At 59.8% G+C, this 14953-nt stretch carries 16 protein-coding genes; 3 read left to right on the forward strand and 13 right to left on the reverse strand.

All coding sequences use genetic code 11. From position 1 onward, the window contains the following. Positions 1-9: 9 nt before the first annotated feature. The 7 genes from ACA079_RS13705 to ACA079_RS13735 form a co-directional block, all read right to left on the reverse strand. Entirely contained in the window at positions 10-654 is a 645-nt protein-coding gene (locus ACA079_RS13705; RefSeq protein WP_497703920.1) for a tetratricopeptide repeat protein, read from the reverse strand. Further along, the gene (locus ACA079_RS13710; protein ID WP_497703921.1) at positions 651-1460 is read right to left on the reverse strand and encodes an SDR family oxidoreductase; all 810 of its coding nucleotides are present in this window, start codon (positions 1458-1460) and stop codon (positions 651-653) included. Before ACA079_RS13710 ends, ACA079_RS13705 begins: the two co-directional genes overlap by 4 nt. Beyond that, positions 1447-2121, reverse strand: coding sequence for an iron-containing redox enzyme family protein (locus ACA079_RS13715; protein ID WP_497703922.1), 675 nt, complete (start codon positions 2119-2121; stop codon positions 1447-1449). The genes ACA079_RS13710 and ACA079_RS13715 overlap by 14 nt, the downstream gene beginning before the upstream one ends. Continuing rightward, the gene (locus ACA079_RS13720) at positions 2118-3599 is read right to left on the reverse strand and encodes an AMP-binding protein (RefSeq protein ID WP_497703923.1); all 1482 of its coding nucleotides are present in this window, start codon (positions 3597-3599) and stop codon (positions 2118-2120) included. The genes ACA079_RS13715 and ACA079_RS13720 overlap by 4 nt, the downstream gene beginning before the upstream one ends. Beyond that, the gene (locus ACA079_RS13725) at positions 3589-4266 is read right to left on the reverse strand and encodes a thermostable hemolysin (RefSeq protein WP_497703924.1); all 678 of its coding nucleotides are present in this window, start codon (positions 4264-4266) and stop codon (positions 3589-3591) included. The genes ACA079_RS13720 and ACA079_RS13725 overlap by 11 nt, the downstream gene beginning before the upstream one ends. Before the next feature lie 110 nt (positions 4267-4376). After that, positions 4377-5486, reverse strand: a complete 1110-nt coding sequence (locus ACA079_RS13730) for a DNA alkylation repair protein (protein ID WP_497703925.1) — start codon at positions 5484-5486, stop codon at positions 4377-4379. A 61-nt stretch (positions 5487-5547) separates the two neighbouring features. Then, positions 5548-7356: a monovalent cation:proton antiporter-2 (CPA2) family protein gene (locus tag ACA079_RS13735; RefSeq protein ID WP_497703926.1), complete on the reverse strand. Its 1809-nt coding sequence runs from the start codon at positions 7354-7356 to the stop codon at positions 5548-5550. 158 nt (positions 7357-7514) lie between these two features. Here ACA079_RS13735 and ACA079_RS13740 point away from each other — a divergent pair, with 158 nt between their 5' ends. Continuing rightward, a complete protein-coding gene (locus tag ACA079_RS13740) occupies positions 7515-8420 on the forward strand; it encodes a LysR family transcriptional regulator (RefSeq protein ID WP_497703927.1) in 906 nt (301 codons plus the stop codon). Here ACA079_RS13740 and ACA079_RS13745 read toward each other — a convergent pair. Together ACA079_RS13745 and ACA079_RS13750 are read right to left on the reverse strand one after the other, a co-directional pair. Further along, positions 8410-9186, reverse strand: a complete 777-nt coding sequence (locus tag ACA079_RS13745) for a substrate-binding domain-containing protein (protein ID WP_497703928.1) — start codon at positions 9184-9186, stop codon at positions 8410-8412. The genes ACA079_RS13740 and ACA079_RS13745 overlap by 11 nt on opposite strands. A gap of 21 nt (positions 9187-9207) precedes the next feature. Then, a complete protein-coding gene (locus ACA079_RS13750) occupies positions 9208-10512 on the reverse strand; it encodes an MFS transporter (protein ID WP_497703929.1) in 1305 nt (434 codons plus the stop codon). Positions 10513-10724: 212 nt separating this feature from the next. On the opposite strand from ACA079_RS13750, the gene ACA079_RS13755 reads away from it, so the two are divergent. Further along, positions 10725-11033 (forward strand): RcnB family protein, encoded by a 309-nt coding sequence (locus ACA079_RS13755; protein ID WP_497703930.1) that lies wholly within the window; start codon positions 10725-10727, stop codon positions 11031-11033. Positions 11034-11045: 12 nt separating this feature from the next. Here ACA079_RS13755 and ACA079_RS13760 read toward each other — a convergent pair whose 3' ends face one another. From ACA079_RS13760 to ACA079_RS13770, 3 genes are all read right to left on the reverse strand, one after another. Continuing rightward, the gene (locus tag ACA079_RS13760; protein WP_497703931.1) at positions 11046-12119 is read right to left on the reverse strand and encodes a diguanylate cyclase domain-containing protein; all 1074 of its coding nucleotides are present in this window, start codon (positions 12117-12119) and stop codon (positions 11046-11048) included. A 103-nt stretch (positions 12120-12222) separates the two neighbouring features. Beyond that, complete coding sequence (locus tag ACA079_RS13765; RefSeq protein ID WP_497703932.1) at positions 12223-12546, reverse strand: protealysin inhibitor emfourin; 324 nt, start codon at positions 12544-12546, stop codon at positions 12223-12225. Next, positions 12543-13607 (reverse strand): M4 family metallopeptidase, encoded by a 1065-nt coding sequence (locus ACA079_RS13770; protein WP_497703933.1) that lies wholly within the window; start codon positions 13605-13607, stop codon positions 12543-12545. The genes ACA079_RS13765 and ACA079_RS13770 overlap by 4 nt, the downstream gene beginning before the upstream one ends. A 146-nt stretch (positions 13608-13753) precedes the next feature. On the opposite strand from ACA079_RS13770, the gene ACA079_RS13775 reads away from it, so the two are divergent. Further along, positions 13754-14092, forward strand: a complete 339-nt coding sequence (locus tag ACA079_RS13775) for an FKBP-type peptidyl-prolyl cis-trans isomerase (RefSeq protein WP_074875989.1) — start codon at positions 13754-13756, stop codon at positions 14090-14092. Positions 14093-14211: 119 nt separating this feature from the next. Here ACA079_RS13775 and ACA079_RS13780 read toward each other — a convergent pair whose 3' ends face one another. Continuing rightward, positions 14212-14826: an FMN-dependent NADH-azoreductase gene (locus tag ACA079_RS13780; RefSeq protein WP_497703934.1), complete on the reverse strand. Its 615-nt coding sequence runs from the start codon at positions 14824-14826 to the stop codon at positions 14212-14214. Positions 14827-14953: the final 127 nt, after the last annotated feature.

Consider the following 14953-nt stretch of genomic DNA (forward strand, 5'->3'; position numbering starts at 1 on the left):
AGACTCCTGTCAGTCGAGTTTCTTGTTCACGTCCACCAGCAATGCTTCGATCTCTTTACGCCGCCCGGCGTCAGCGGTTTCCCGGCCGGGCCTTGGGTCTGCCTGCAGGGCTTTTTGCAGCGCCCCGCGGGCTTCGCTGTAGCGTTTTTGACGGTAGAGGTGATCACCCCAGAAGTACAGACTATCGATGCCGTTCGGGTTCAGTTGCAAGGCCTGCTTGAGTAACTGTTCGGCCTTGTCGGCGTCGCCGAAACCGATGGGCCAACCCGGTACGCGGTCGTACAGTGCGCCGAGGCTGGTGTAGGCCGAGCCTTGCAGGGCTTTGGGGTCCAGGGCCAGGGCTTTCTCCAGGTCGACTTTTGCATCCTTGACCTTGCTAAGTGCACCGAGCCCGCCCTGGGCACCGGCCCAACTGCTGGTGACGATACCGGACCAGATCCAGGCTTCGGCCACTGACTGGCGTTCGTGAGTGAACGCCGACGCCTGGAGGGCGAGTTTTTCAAACGCCACAGTGCGTTGATCCGCGGGTACTTCGTATTGAATGTGCGCCCAGCTTTGCTGGATGCCATTGAGACGTTGTTGATCGGCGGCGTCCAGCGCCCAGGCGCTTGGGCTCAAGGCACCCAACAGCAAACACGCGCAGAGTTTTTTCATGGCTTTTGGTTCTCGTTATCAGGCTTCTGACTCAGGCGACGGATCAGTGGCAACTGCTTGCGCAGGCCGCGATCCACCAGGTTTGGCAACAGACTGTTCAGGCGTACGAAAAAGCGTTCCGGCCAACCCAGGTACAAGTCGCGGTGGTCACCGGCAATGGCGTGCATCACCGCCGAGGCGACTTTTTGCGGGTCGTCGACACTGGATTTGAGTGCGTCATTCAAGGCCTGCGCCGCCGGGCTGTTCATGCTGGTGCGGGTGGCACGTGGCGCAACGTACAAAACGCCGACGCGGGTGTCGGCCAGTTCCCGGCGCAGGGCTTCGGAAAAACCCCGCAGGGCAAACTTGGTGGCGCAATAGCTGGCGTAGCCGGGGTAGCCGATGGAGCCGTAGGTCGAACCGACGTTCACCACCATCGCACTCTCCGCTTGCTTGAGCAGCGGCAGCAATAGCTTGGTCAGGCAGATCGGTGCGCTGATGTTCACCGCCAGCATGGCGTTGATGTCGCTGTCATCGAGCTGCTCGAGCATGGCGAAGTGATTGATCCCGGCGGCGTTGATCAGCAGGTTGATACCGCCGATGGCTTCGGCGGCGGCCAGGACTTTGCGGCGGTCGGCGAGGAACGTCAGGTCGGCGCCGATCCAGCACAACTGTTGTGGATAGCGTTCGAGTAACGGCGCCAACGGTTCCCGATGCCGAGCCACTGCCAATACCCGGGCACCACTGGCGCACAGGGCGGTGGCGATTGCCAGCCCGATGCCGCCACTGGCACCGGTCAACACCACGCGGGCCTCAGACAGGTGCATGCAGGTTCTCCCCGTTGCGCGGCAAGCCGCGGAACATATCGGTGTAAAGCGTGTACACCACTTTGGAGGCATGAATCACGGCGGCCTGGTCGGCCGGATCATCGAGGGTGTTCATCAGTCGGCGATAGGTCTGCATGTGCTCGATATCCAGCGAGCCATGCGAACTGAGGTAACTGAAAGCGCTTTCCGGCAGGTCCAGGCGTTCGCGAATGCTGTCGGCGGCGTGGGTGGCCAGGGCAATGCTGGTGCCTTCAAGCACGTTGACCATGCCGAACAGGCCGACCGGGTTGTCCCGGGCTATCAGGTCGTAGAGGAAGCTGACCATCAATTCGATCGGCAAGGACGGACGACCGTCGCGCACCGCGTCCTTGTCGCCGCCGCAGGCTTCGATGTCGTCGAGGACCCATTGTTCGTGGCCGTATTCGTCCTCGATGTACTCGCACACCGCTTTACGCAGCCATTCCAGGCGCGACGGCAAACGGGCACCGCACGCCATCATCAGCGGCACGGTGTGGCGCACGTGGTAATAGGCTTGCGCCAGGAAGGCCCGGTAACTTTCCAGGCTGACCTTGCCCTCGAGAGCATCGCGGATGATCGGCAGATTGAACAGTTCATGACGTTGTTGGTGGGTGGCTTCTTGCAGTGTGTCGAAAAAGCTCATGACGCAGGTTCCTCTGAAAAGTCAGCTTCAGTCAGTTGCTCGCGGTAACGCTCGACGATGGCGTCCCGGCGTGGGCGGCCATTGGCGGTCAGCAGGCCATTGGCGGGGGTGAACGCTTGATCCAGACGGGTCCAGTGATGGACTTGGGCGTAATCGGGCAAGGCCTCGTTGGCGTGGGTCACGGCGGCGGCCAGTTCTTCGTCGGTGCAATCCGGGCGATGGGGCCAGAGCAACGCGTGGTTGCTCGGCATCGCTTCGCCGTAGACAAAGGCCTGGGCGATATGGCGGCGTTGGGTCAATTCAGCCTCGACCCATTCCGGGTTCACATTGCGGCCGTAGCTGGTGACGAATTGATGTTTCTTGCGCCCCTTGAGGTAGAGAAAACCCTCAGGGTCGAACTCGCCAAGATCGCCGCTTGGCCACCATTCTTCGGTGTGCGGCGCTTCACCCAAATAGCCGAGCAAGGTCGATCCCTTGATCAGCACTTCGCCGTCGTCGGCCAGACGGATTTCCATGTGGGGCAGGGGCCGGCCGACACTGCCGGGGCGTTGCGCGTCTGGCCGATTGAGGCACACCACCGACGCGCACTCCGACAGTCCGTAGCCTTCGTAAACCGGTAGACCGATCCGTTGCGCACGGTGCAGTAATTCTTCGCTGACCCGTGCGCCACCCACCGCGGCAAAACGCAACGCGTGGGGGTTGAAGGCTTTTTGCTCGGCGGCGCTGACCAGTATCAACAACAACTGCGGCACCAGGATCAAACTCTCGGGGGCTCGGGTGGCCAGGCATCCGAGCAGTCGCGGCACATCCACACCGCTGGCACCCTGAATACCCAGGGTTTTCTGGCTGGGCAGGCTCAACGTCGCACCGGCATACAGCGCCGCATAGCAACCCAGGTTTTCCAGCAGGATCGCCAGCGGCAGAAGCGCGAGGTGATGTTGCGGATCGGTGGGTTTGCTGGCCTGATCCAGTTCGCGGGCAACCCGCAGAATGCTCTCGGCGCTCAGGCATACGCCTTTGGGTGTGCCGGTGGTGCCCGAGGTGAAGGTCAGTTTGGCGGTGCCTTCAAGCATCCGACTTGGGCCGCTGAAGGAGCGGCGCCAGAACTCGCCGGCTTTCTCATAGCCGGCCGTTTGCAGTTCGGCTTCCAATTCTGGCTCGGCAATCACCAGGGCGGCCTGGCTTTGCTTCAGGCAATGTTTGCGTTGAGCCGGGCTGAAAAAAGGTGGCAACGTCAGGCAGGTCAGGCCTTCAAACAGCACGGCCAGGTCCCAGAGCATGGCTTCGACGCCATTGTCCAGAGCCAGGGCAACCACCTTGACGTTTTCATCGCGCAGGCGCTGCTGGCGATACATCACTTCGGCGTACAACGTGGCGTAGTCCAGTTTCAGGTGATCGCCCCACAGGGCGATGGCATTGCTCTTGCGTTCGGCATGGCTGCGCAGGGTTTGTTTGAAGCGCTCCATTTCAGGCGACATGGCTGGATTCCTCGATGGACGATGGCAACCCCAGGCGATTGAACATCCCGATATTGCGCAAATGGATGAAGCCGGCGCGGATGTTGCCAACGTGCACCCAGGGCTTGCTCTCGTAGTAACTGCCCCAGCTGTGGCGGTCGTCGCCCAGCCGCGCAGGATCGGCGGCGCACAGGGTCACGGGTTTCAAACCCAGACGGTGAAAGCTGTTCACCAGGCCGATGTTGCCGGTGAATGCCACCCATTCCAGGCCGCCCATGGCCAGCAGGTAAGTGATGGCGATGATGCTCATTCGCGCACTGCCGGTGTCGGTGGCGGCCAGGTTGCCCACCTCGACGATGCCCCCGCGGTCTACTGCACAATCGGCTGCGGCACTGATCAGCGGATCGACCGGTTCGTCCAGGTAACGTTCCAGAAATAACGGTTCACGACTTGCCAGACGCACGCCGGCCACTGCACACAGTTCACCTGACGCGTTGTTCATGCCGAACAGCTCCGGCATGAAATGACGGATGTCGGCCCCGTGGGCCTTGCGGAAGCGTTGCTGGATAAAGGCTTCGAAGACGGGGCGCAGGGGCTCGTCAGGCAGGGCTCTGGCCAAACTCATCTGCGGGGTTTCGGCTTGGCCGAAATGCAGGGGCAGAGGGATGTTCCAGTCGAAATCGGGCATCGGAATACGCCTCCCCAGGTAAGTGTGGGAGGAGTATCGGAGGCATTTCTTAACGGAGTCTGAAGGTGGCCAAAAGATCGGTCAGGCCTGTCTTCAGACCGGCAATACGGTCAATCAGAGTCAGCGATAATCTCGAACCCGGTGCTGGCCAAGCGCTCGCCGTTCACCAGAATGTGCACGGCGTGCTGACCGGCGTAATGCCGGCGGGTGGTGAGTTCCTTGATCTGCTGGCTACGGGCGATGGATTCGGTCGCCTTGCCGGGAAGCGTCAGCGCCTTGAGCTTGAACACTTTCGGCGACGTGCTGCCATTGGCTTTTACGTAATCGATGGCGTAGTCGATCACCAGTCGCTGACTGTCCTGGACCGTGGATTTCACGGCGAAGGACAGGGTGATTTTTTCACCCAGACGAATCACCGCCGGTTCCACCTTCACATCGATGATCTCGACCTCAGGCTTGCCGCCCGCGCCAATGATCGCAAGCGCTCGTTGATTGCCCTGTTTGATCAGGCTGCGCAGGGCGTGTTTGGCGATCCATGCGGTGTGTTTGTTGTCCAGCGACCAGCCTTCGATCAGGTCCAGCACCCATTCGGGATGATCCTTGGTGATGTCGTTGAGGTGGTTGGCCACGGACTTGCGCACGTAAAGGCTGTCGTCGGCCTTGAGGTTGTCGAGGATTGCGGCCGCCAATGCTGGGTCAGCCTGAATCTGTTCCAGTCGAAACGACCACGGCAGGCGCGGTCGGCTGCCTTCGCTGGCCAGGCGGCGGACGTGCTCGTTTTCGTCCAGTGACCAATCGTGCATGACCGCCAGTGAGCGTTCGATGTCACTGCGCAGGAAATGGCGGATCGCGAACTCCGAGGAGCCGAACGCAGTGAAGTACTTGAGGGCGTCCATGGATTGTTCGAAGGCATGTCCGCCGTACGTCGCGACGTAATGCGGCAGTGAGATGCTGACGAAACCGCTGTTCAGCCGCGGAGCGAGGGCGCGCAGCACTTCAAGCGTCTCTTCATAGCTCAACGGCAGGACCGCGTGCAGGCACTCGCTGACCCGGGCCATTCGCTGCATGATTGATAAATCGGTTAGCCCGTCGTTGGCCAGTTTCAGGAAGGCCTTGGCGTTGAACGCGGGGTAGACGGCGGTCATCTCGGTGGCGATGTGTTTGAAGCGTTCGGCGTTGAAGATTTCTTTCAGGGCGGGGGCGGGTTGGTCATCAGCCATTGTGGATTCCTTTGAATTTGTCATTTATCCAGTGCACCGCGATGAGGCCCTGACAGTCGCCTCAACGCTTGCCCGCTTCCTCTTCCAACTGATCCGCCTCAAACAACCTCGCCAGTTCCGCCCGGGCTTCCTGCGCCGTCTGCAATACTTTCGCCGCATCGTCATAAATCGCATGCTGGGCTTCCAGCACCTGCTCGTCGTGATGCTTGAAGCGCTTGATTCGCGCATCGGCCTGGGCCTGGGTCAGCCCCAGTCCGACCAGGGTGCGCCGGCTCATTTCCAGACTCGAATAATAGGTTTCACGAATGGCCTCGGCGCCAAGGTCCACCAGCCGATGCACATGCTGACGGTTACGCGCCCGGGCGATGATTTTGATGTGCGGATAGAGTTTGTGCACCAACTCGGCGGTTTTGATGTTGGTGTCCGGGTCGTCGGTGGCGATGACAAAGTATTCCGCCTGCTCGACCTTGGCCGCACTGAGGATCTCCGGGCGCATCGGGTCGCCGTAGAACACCGGCACACCGCCGAAGCTGCGCGACAGTTCGATGGTTTCCACCGAAGTGTCGAGGGCGACGAACTTGATGTTCTGCGCGCGCAAAATCCGCGCAACGATCTGCCCCATACGGCCCATGCCGGCGATCACCACGCGCGGCGTGTCGGTATGGATCTCGCGGAATTTCTCCGGCACTACCACCGGTTGAACCTTGGGGCTGACCAGTCGCGCGCACAACAGCAACAGCAGCGGCGTCACTGCCATGGACAAGGTGATGGTCAGCACCAGCAAGTCGTACAGGCGCGGCTCGAACAGTCCCTGGTCGCGGCCGATCTTGAACACCACAAACGCAAATTCACCTCCGGCCGCGAGCACGATACCGAGGCGAATCGCACTGACCTTGCCCAAGCCACCGGCCAACCGACCGACAACAAACAGCAGCGGCAATTTGATTGCGATCAGCAACAAGGTCAGGCCCAGCACCGTGATTGGCGCGCTCAGAAGCAGACTCAGATTGGCGCCCATGCCGACACTGATGAAAAACAGCCCCAGCAGCAATCCCTTGAACGGCTCGATTTGCGCTTCCAGTTCGTGGCGGTATTCGGAGTCCGCCAATAGCAACCCGGCGAGGAACGCCCCTAGCGCCATGGACACGCCGACCAGGTCCATCAGCCACGCCGTGCCAATCACCACCAGCAACGCGGTGGCGGTGGAGACTTCCGGCAAACCGGTCTTGGCCACCACCCGGAACACCGGGCGCAGCAGATACCGCCCACCGATCACCACCACCGCGATGCTGCCCAGCACGCGCAAGCCGTGATTGAGGCCCTCGCCAGCGCTGCTGGTGTGATCGCCACCCGCCAGCAACGGCACCATGGCGATCAACGGGATGGCGGCGATGTCCTGGAACAGCAGAATCGCAAATGCCAACCGTCCGTGTGGGCTGGTCAGTTCCTTGCGCTCGGCCAGGCTTTGCAAACCGAACGCGGTGGATGACAGCGCCAGGCCCAAGCCCAACACGATCGCGCTGTTCAACGGTTGACCGAACACGAACAACGCCAGCACACCAATCACCGTGCCCGTCAGCAGCACTTGCGCCAGGCCGACGCCGAACACTGATTTGCGCATCACCCACAAACGTCGCGGCGACAGCTCAAGACCAATGATGAACAGCAACAGCACCACCCCGAGTTCGGAAATGTGGCTGACGCTTTGCGGATTGCCGATCAAGCCCAGCACCGACGGGCCGATAATTACGCCGGCAAACAGATAACCCAGCACCGCCCCCAGTTGCAGGCGCTTGGCCAGGGGAACGGTGAGCACCGCCGCGAACAGAAACACGACAGCGGCTTGCAACAGGTTGCCTTCATGGGGCATGACAAAAACTCCATTCACACGGTACGGCGGGGGTGACAAGGATAAAGGGTGGCGCTTGATGCGTCAGCCACGAACGTTCAGCAAGGGGTTACATTTTGCATCAATTGGTTACATTCATAGGATAAGCTGATCAATCTGTCTGCTCCCGAGTGCGCACCATGGCCATCAACTTCGACCTTAATGACTTGCAAGCCTTTCGCGCCGTGGTGGAGCAGGGCAGCTTTCGCAAGGCGGCCGACGCGGTGCGCATTTCGCAACCGGCGTTGAGCCGGCGCATTGAAAAGCTCGAAGACGCCCTCGGTGTGAGGTTGTTCGAGCGCACCACACGCAAGGTCAGCCTGACCCAGGCCGGACGCGGTTTTATGCCGAGCGTCGAGCGTCTGCTGGACGACCTGGACGTGGCGCTATTGGGCATCAGCGAAGTCGCCTCGACCCGCCTCGGCCACGTCACCGTCGCCTGCGTGCCTTCAGCGGCTTACTACTTCATGCCGCGAGTGATCGCCCACTACCACCGGCAGTTTCCACGGATCAAGGTCAAGGTCCTCGATTCCAGCGCCCACGAAGTGCTGAGTGCGGTGGTCAACGGCGAGGCGGATTTCGGCCTGAGTTTCATGGGCACCCTGGAGGCGGAAGTGGAGTTCGAGCCGCTGGTACAGGAAGGTTATGTGGTGGCGTGTCGGCGCGATCATCCGTTGGCCAGGCGCAGTAGCGTGACGTGGGATGAGTTTTATCAGCAGGACTACATCTCGCTGGACAAGACGTCCGGCAATCGCTTTCTGCTGGATCAGGCGCTCACGGGCATCGTGCCGCAGCGGCCGAGCATCTGCGAAACCCGGCATGTGACGACGATGATCGGTTTGGTTGAAGCAGGGTTGGGCGTGGCAGCGGTGCCGTTGATGGCGATGCCGGCGGCGGATCACCCGATCCTGACACGGGTGCCGCTGACCGATCCGCACGTGATGCGCAGTGTCGGTTTGATCAAGCGCCGGGGTCGCACATTAACCCCGGCGGCACTGGAACTGGAACGGCTGGTGGTGGAAATGAAAGTCCAGATCAGCGACTGACCGAGTCCAGCCCGGTGGCTTTGACATCCGGTTGAGCGGCGGTGGAGGCCAGGTAATCCAGCAATGCCTTGGCTTGCGCCGGATGTTGCGCACCGACCGGAATGCCTGCGGCGAAACGCGTGACCGACTGCACCGACTCTGGAATCTTCGCCACAAAACTCACGCCTGGCACCGGCAGCAACTCGCTGACCTGCTGGAAGCCCAGTTGATAGTCACCGGTGGCAACCACCGAGCCCACCGGGATTTTCGGGATCATCGTTGATTTGGGTTTGAGCTGGTCTTCGATGCCCAGCCGTTTGAACAATTGTTCCTCGATGTACACCCCACTGGCGCTGTCGGAATAGGCCACGGACTTCGCGTCGAGCAAGGTCTTTTTCAGGCCGTCGACAGAGCTGATGTCCGGCTTCGGCGCGCCTTTACGTACCACCAGACCGATCCGCGAGTCCGCCAGCTCGACCCGTGAGGCGGGATCGACTTTGCCTTGCTTGATCAGGTCATCGAGGGCGTAGCCGACCATGATCACCACGTCGGCTTTTTCACCGCGAGCCAGACGATTGGGAATCGCTTCCGGCGCCTTGCCCATCGAAGGGCCGAGGGCGGTGTCCAGTGTGTTGCCGGTGGAGGCGGCGAATTTCGGGCCGAGGATTTTATAGGCGGCGGTGAAACCGCCGGAGGTCATCACGCGGATCTCTTCGGCCTGGGCGACGGTGCTCAGACCGAGGCTGGCCAGCAAAGTCAGGGCCGCAAAATTGAATAGCTTCTTCATGGTCATGTGCTCTCAAAGGGTTCAGGACATCGCCGGTTGCAAGCGACCGGTCGAACGGCGATAGAGATACAGCGTCGCGCACAACGCACAGAACGCGGCAAAACTCATCCAGTAGCCGGGCGCAGCCTTGTCGCCGGTGTACTGGATCAGGAAGGTCGATATCGCCGGTGTGAAACCACCGAACACCGCCGTGGCCAGGCTGTAAGCCAGGGAGAACCCGGCGACCCGCACTTCGACCGGCATGATTTCCGTCAGCGCGGCGATCATCGCGCCGTTGTACAAACCGTAAATGAACGACAACCACAGCAGCACCAACAGCATGTTGATGAAGCTCGGTGCCTGCACCAGATACGTCAGCGCCGGATACGCCGTGGCCAATGTCAGCAGGGCCATGGCGATCAGCACCGGACGACGACCGATGCGGTCTGACAGTGCACCGCCAATCGGCAGCCAGAAGAAGTTTGAAACGCCCACCAGCAAAGTCACCAGCAGCGCATCAGATGTACTCAAGTGCAGCACGGTCTTGCCGAAGGTCGGTGCGTAAACGGTGATCAGGTAAAACGCTGTGGTGGTCAGGGCAACCATCATCATCCCGGCGAACACGATCACCCAGTTCTGTGCCAACGTGCGGAACACATCGCCCATGCTCGGGCGGTGTTTGCGGGCGGCAAACTCTTCGGTTTCCTCAAGGTTGCGGCGCAGGAAAAAAATGAACGGCACGATCATGCAGCCAACGAAAAACGGAATCCGCCAGCCCCAGTCGGCAATCATCGCTGGCGCCATCCATTGGTTCAGGCCATAGCCCAACGCCGCCGCGACAATGATCGCCACTTGCTGGCTGGCCGACTGCCAACTGGTGAAGAAGCCTTTGTTGCCGGGCGTGGCGATTTCCGAGAGATACACCGAGACGCCACCCATTTCTGCGCCGGCCGAGAAGCCTTGCAGCAAGCGGCCGATCAAGACGATGGCCGGGGCGAACAGCCCGATGGTTTCGTAACCGGGCACCAGCACAATCAAAATCGTGCCGCTGGCCATGATCGACAGGGTGACGATCAACCCTTTGCGCCGGCCCACATCATCGATGTAGGCGCCCAGCACCACGGCGCCCAACGGCCGCATCAGGAAGCCAGCGCCGAATACCGCGAAGGTCATCATCAACGAGGCGAACTCGCTGCTGGCCGGGAAGAACACGGCAGCAATCTGCGTGGCGTAAAAGCCGAAAAGGAAGAAGTCGAATTGTTCGAGGAAGTTGCCCGAGGTGACCCGGAAAATCGCACTGGCCCGGGAGCGACCGGAAGTCGCGGGCCGTTGGGTTGATGCTGTCATAGACGTGTACTCCACCGCTTTTATGACGTGCACTGCCTGGACGCAATGCACGGTTCTTATTGGGGCGGATAGTGGAGCAGGGTGATCGATATGTTAATTGCATTGTTGGCATGCATTGATGTTTGAAACGGATCAATGTAATCCGTAAGGAATGATTCGCTGCATGCGCAGTCGGAGTTCTGGTACCGCGACATCACAGGAGGATCACCCCCATGAACAGCAAATCCCTTATCGCCGCCTTGGCCATTGCCGCCGGCATTGCCGGTATCAGTCCCATTGTTCAAGCGGCTGACCCGCCGCAAAAAACCGTTCAGCCCGGGGTCGACAACAACCGTCAACTGGTGAAGGGGGATCGTGCCCCCGACGTTTACCAGCGCAGCGAAAAAGCCCTGACCAACTGGAAGCAGAGAGGCCTGAAAGCCCCGAAAAGTCAGGCGCAGTGGGTGCAGATCAACGACAAGTACATGATGGTGATGATTACCAACGGGACGATTGTGGATATCACGCCGGTGGAGCGTTAGGCCGTCGAAGGGCTATTCGCTGTGAGCGCGTACGGGGCTTTCAGTGCCCAACCGATACTGATTATTCCCACTGCGCTTCGCCTCATACATCGCCAGATCCGCAATATGAATCAACCGGTCCATGCTCGGCGCATGGTCCGGGAACACCGCGACGCCCAGGCTGGTGCCGATGTGGCGTTGATCATTGCCGATGGTCACCGGTGGCGACAGTTCGACGAAGATTTTCTGGCAGATGCTGCGGGCTTCGTCTTGCAGGCTGTTGCCCTGGGGCAGGCCTTGAAGGATGACCACAAATTCGTCGCCACCGATCCGGGCGACGGTATCGGTTGAACGCAGGATTTTCTTCAGTCGGGTGGCGGTGGTGATCAGGACCCGGTCGCCGGCGGCATGGCCGTAATGGTCGTTGATTGCCTTGAAACCATTGAGGTCGACAAACACCAGCGCAACCCTCGTAGCGCTGATGCGCGCCTGTTCCAGCGCTTCGGACAGACGCTCTTCGAGTACCAGACGATTGGGCAGACCGGTCAGCGGGTCGAAGTGAGCCAGGTGTTGCAGGTAGCTGGCGGAGGCTTTTTCTTCGGTGATATCGCGTACCACGCCCATCATTTTGATCGTTGCATCGTGGTCGTTCTTGACCACATTGCCGGTTTCCCGAAGCCAGCGGATCGTGCCGTCGGGCCAGACGACCCGGTATTCCTCGTCATGGTTGTCGCCGGTTTCCAGGCAGCGCAATTCCCCGGCCCGGACCTTGGCCCGGTCGTCCGGGTGAACACATGAGCAAAACAGGGCGTAGGAGGGCGTTACTTCGTCGATCTTGAAGCCGAACATGCCGTAGATCGCGTCCGACCAGTAGAGCTTGTCGGTGTCGACATCCCAGTCCCACGTGCCGATGCGGGCGAAGTACTGGCTGCGCTTGAAGCGTTCGGCGTCACCGTCCCGACGGATGTTTTGTCCGTCAGTCAGGCTGGTGATCAGCACGCGATACTCGGCCAGCTGCTTTTGCAGCGAGCGCTCGCGACAGATCAACGCGACGATCAGGGCTAGCATCACTGAGCCGATGGCGGCGCTGGTCCAGTCCACAGTCATTCAGGTTTCGCCATCGTGGCGTATCAGCCGTATCGGGAGAGATGCGCCTATGTTAGTTCACACGGCCTTCGATCATCAGCCTCTATTACGAGGGGCGCCAAACTTATAGCAGTTCACCTTTGTCCCACAGATGCACCAATTCTCCAGGCGCCTGATCTTCAGGCACCTTCATCACCATTCGGTCGTCCTGTTCGCCGCTGCGGTAGCGCACTTCGATTTGATAGAAGCGCTGATCGCCCCGACCAGCGGATGAACTCGTCATAAGCAGGCAACCCTCGAGCAACGAACAAATGCGGGTGCGTTGGTCGGCATTGCATTGGGCAAATTCGATCTCTCGGGGGCGGGTCAAGCTGTGGATCGCCGCCATGCCGCCCTGGCGGGAGACACAGACCACCGCGTTGTCGTCCAGTGTTGGCAAGGTTTTCATTGTTCCTCCAGCGTCAGGTCGACGCCCACTTCAGACCAGCCGTGTCGCACCGCCTCGACTGCCTTCGCACCAAATCCTTGCCGGGCATGCTCGACGGTCAGTTGCGCGAAAGCACTGAATGTCGCTTCGCTACTCAGGCGTTTGTCGCACAGCGCGTCGTACCAGATGCGGCCGGCTTTTTCCCAGGCAAAGCCGCCCAGCGCCATCGCGGCCAGATAAAACGCCCGATTGGGGATGCCCGAATTGATGTGCACACCGCCGTTGTCTTCCTGGGTGATGACGAACTTGCGCATGTGATCCGGTTGCGGGTCCTTGCCAAGCAACGGGTCGTCATAGGCCGTGCCCGGATGGGCCATCGAGCGTAAACCGATACCTTTGATGCGCGGTGCCAGCAGGTCGGCGCCGATTAACCAGTCAGCCTGTTCGGCGGTCTGGCCCAATACATGTTGTTTGATCAGTACCCCGAAAACGTCCGATATCGATTCGTTCAATGCCCCAGACTGGTTGACATAGAGCAGACCGGCTTCGCTTTCGATCACGCCGTGCGTCAACTCGTGACCGATCACATCCAGAGAACGGGTGAAGCGCTCGAAGATTTCGCCATCGCCGTCACCGAACACCATTTGCGCGCCATTCCAGAACGCGTTCTGGTAATCCAGGCCGTAATGCACGCTGCCGATCAGGGCAAAACCCTTGTTGTCGATGGAGTCCCGACCCAGCACCTTCCAGAAGAAATCATAGCTGGCACCCATTGCGTCGTAGGCCTCGTCGACCGCCGGATCGCCGGTTGCCGCCTGGCTTTCAAGCCGCACAGGCATACCCGGCAGAAGCATTTTCCCTTGCGCGTCATGAATGCTGCGTTGCGCCAGGCCGGGGTGGCCGGGCGGCGACAGGATCGCTTTGGCGGGTGGGCGCGATGGCGGGCCGGGATTGTGCCGCAGACGGCGGACATGGATCAGCGTGGTCTGGGCGCTGGAGCGCTGACGGTCGGAACCGTGGGCGATGATTCGGTTGAGGATGTAGGGCGGGATGAAACTGTACAGCGGTGATGAGTCGGTCATCAGAGCATCCTTTCCTGAGTACGAAGTCGTTATTCATGTGAGCCGGAAGACGGTCTTTCGGTTCCGTGGATTGCCTTGCGCGCCGGTTTCTGCGAAAACCTCCGTCCGCGCCCCAATCACTGGGCGACAGTGAACGAGTAGGAATCATGAACGACGAGTTGCAAATCATTGACCTTGAGCCGGGCGACGGCAAAGCCGCCGTCAAAGGCGCGCTGATTACCACCCAATACCGCGGCTGGCTGGAAGACGGGACTGAATTCGATTCTTCCTACAGCCGGGGTAAACCTTTCCAGTGCGTGATTGGCACGGGGCGGGTGATCAAGGGTTGGGATCAGGGGATTATGGGGATGCAGGTTGGCGGCAAGCGCAAGTTGCTGGTGCCGGCGCATCTGGCCTACGGTGAACGGACCATGGGCAAGATCACGCCGAATTCGAACCTGATTTTCGAGATTGAATTGCTGGAAGTGCTGACACGTGATGATTGATTGGCGTATGAGCTGAAATGACAAGAACCGCACTATCTGCACACAGAAAGGGCGGTTTTTTTTTGGAACATTGATCAAGCCATCTCGCCACCATTTTTTCGCTAGCGCCGTAATGCTGTCTAAACCAGCGACTTTTGAATTTGATGATCAAATGTATTCAGAAAATCGTCCATGCTGATTTCGCCGAGATCTACAGCTTTAGCGCCGCCGGCCGCAATAAAGGTGACATCAGTGATACCCAGGACGTTCAGGATCAGTTTCAAATATTGGGTCGCAATGTCACGGTCTCTAATCGGGGAGTCATTGGTGTATACACCTCCCGAGGCGAGCAGCACCGTAGCCTTTTTACCGGTCACCAGCCCTTTACCATCAAAGCCCAATGTCAGGCCTTTACGTACCACGTGATCCACCCACGCCTTGAGCGCCGCAGGGACGTTGTAGTTGTAGACCGGCGTTGAAATAACCAGGTGATCGGTTTCCAGCAACTCGGCCGCAAGCTCATCGGATAGCTGCAACACGGCTTTCATTTCAGGCGAATGTTGGGTGTCCGGGGTGAAGTAAGCCTGTAACCAGGGGGCCGACACGAACGTAAGTGGAGTGTCCGTCAGATCCCGTATTTTGATGGCGCCCCTAGGGTGTGCAGCTTCCCATGCGGCCACAAATCGGCGAGTGAGCTGCCGGGAGATTGAAGCATCCGCACGTGGGCTGGTTTCAATGGTGAGAAGCCTGGACATGAAAGTAACTCCTGCGCGGTGACGCGGCGGTATGTTTTGCGTTGTCGCTATAGGCGATGTGCGACACACTCTACCCAATGCGATCTCTAAGCAGGAGTGATGTAAATATGATTGAGTCCATCTGTTT

It is taken from the genome of Pseudomonas sp. LBUM1645 (genome assembly GCF_059716185.1).

Coding starts and splice junctions, on each gene's coding strand:
- ACA079_RS13740 (WP_497703927.1), top strand. CDS start 7,515: ATGGCCATCAACTTCGACCTTAATGACTTGCAAGCCTTTCGCGCCGTG.
- ACA079_RS13745 (WP_497703928.1), bottom strand. CDS start 9,186: ATGAAGAAGCTATTCAATTTTGCGGCCCTGACTTTGCTGGCCAGCCTC.
- ACA079_RS13710 (WP_497703921.1), bottom strand. CDS start 1,460: ATGCACCTGTCTGAGGCCCGCGTGGTGTTGACCGGTGCCAGTGGCGGC.
- ACA079_RS13720 (WP_497703923.1), bottom strand. CDS start 3,599: ATGTCGCCTGAAATGGAGCGCTTCAAACAAACCCTGCGCAGCCATGCC.
- ACA079_RS13770 (WP_497703933.1), bottom strand. CDS start 13,607: ATGACCGACTCATCACCGCTGTACAGTTTCATCCCGCCCTACATCCTC.
- ACA079_RS13705 (WP_497703920.1), bottom strand. CDS start 654: ATGAAAAAACTCTGCGCGTGTTTGCTGTTGGGTGCCTTGAGCCCAAGC.
- ACA079_RS13755 (WP_497703930.1), top strand. CDS start 10,725: ATGAACAGCAAATCCCTTATCGCCGCCTTGGCCATTGCCGCCGGCATT.
- ACA079_RS13715 (WP_497703922.1), bottom strand. CDS start 2,121: ATGAGCTTTTTCGACACACTGCAAGAAGCCACCCACCAACAACGTCAT.
- ACA079_RS13730 (WP_497703925.1), bottom strand. CDS start 5,486: ATGGCTGATGACCAACCCGCCCCCGCCCTGAAAGAAATCTTCAACGCC.
- ACA079_RS13780 (WP_497703934.1), bottom strand. CDS start 14,826: ATGTCCAGGCTTCTCACCATTGAAACCAGCCCACGTGCGGATGCTTCA.
- ACA079_RS13775 (WP_074875989.1), top strand. CDS start 13,754: ATGAACGACGAGTTGCAAATCATTGACCTTGAGCCGGGCGACGGCAAA.
- ACA079_RS13725 (WP_497703924.1), bottom strand. CDS start 4,266: ATGCCCGATTTCGACTGGAACATCCCTCTGCCCCTGCATTTCGGCCAA.
- ACA079_RS13750 (WP_497703929.1), bottom strand. CDS start 10,512: ATGACAGCATCAACCCAACGGCCCGCGACTTCCGGTCGCTCCCGGGCC.
- ACA079_RS13735 (WP_497703926.1), bottom strand. CDS start 7,356: ATGCCCCATGAAGGCAACCTGTTGCAAGCCGCTGTCGTGTTTCTGTTC.
- ACA079_RS13765 (WP_497703932.1), bottom strand. CDS start 12,546: ATGAAAACCTTGCCAACACTGGACGACAACGCGGTGGTCTGTGTCTCC.
- ACA079_RS13760 (WP_497703931.1), bottom strand. CDS start 12,119: ATGACTGTGGACTGGACCAGCGCCGCCATCGGCTCAGTGATGCTAGCC.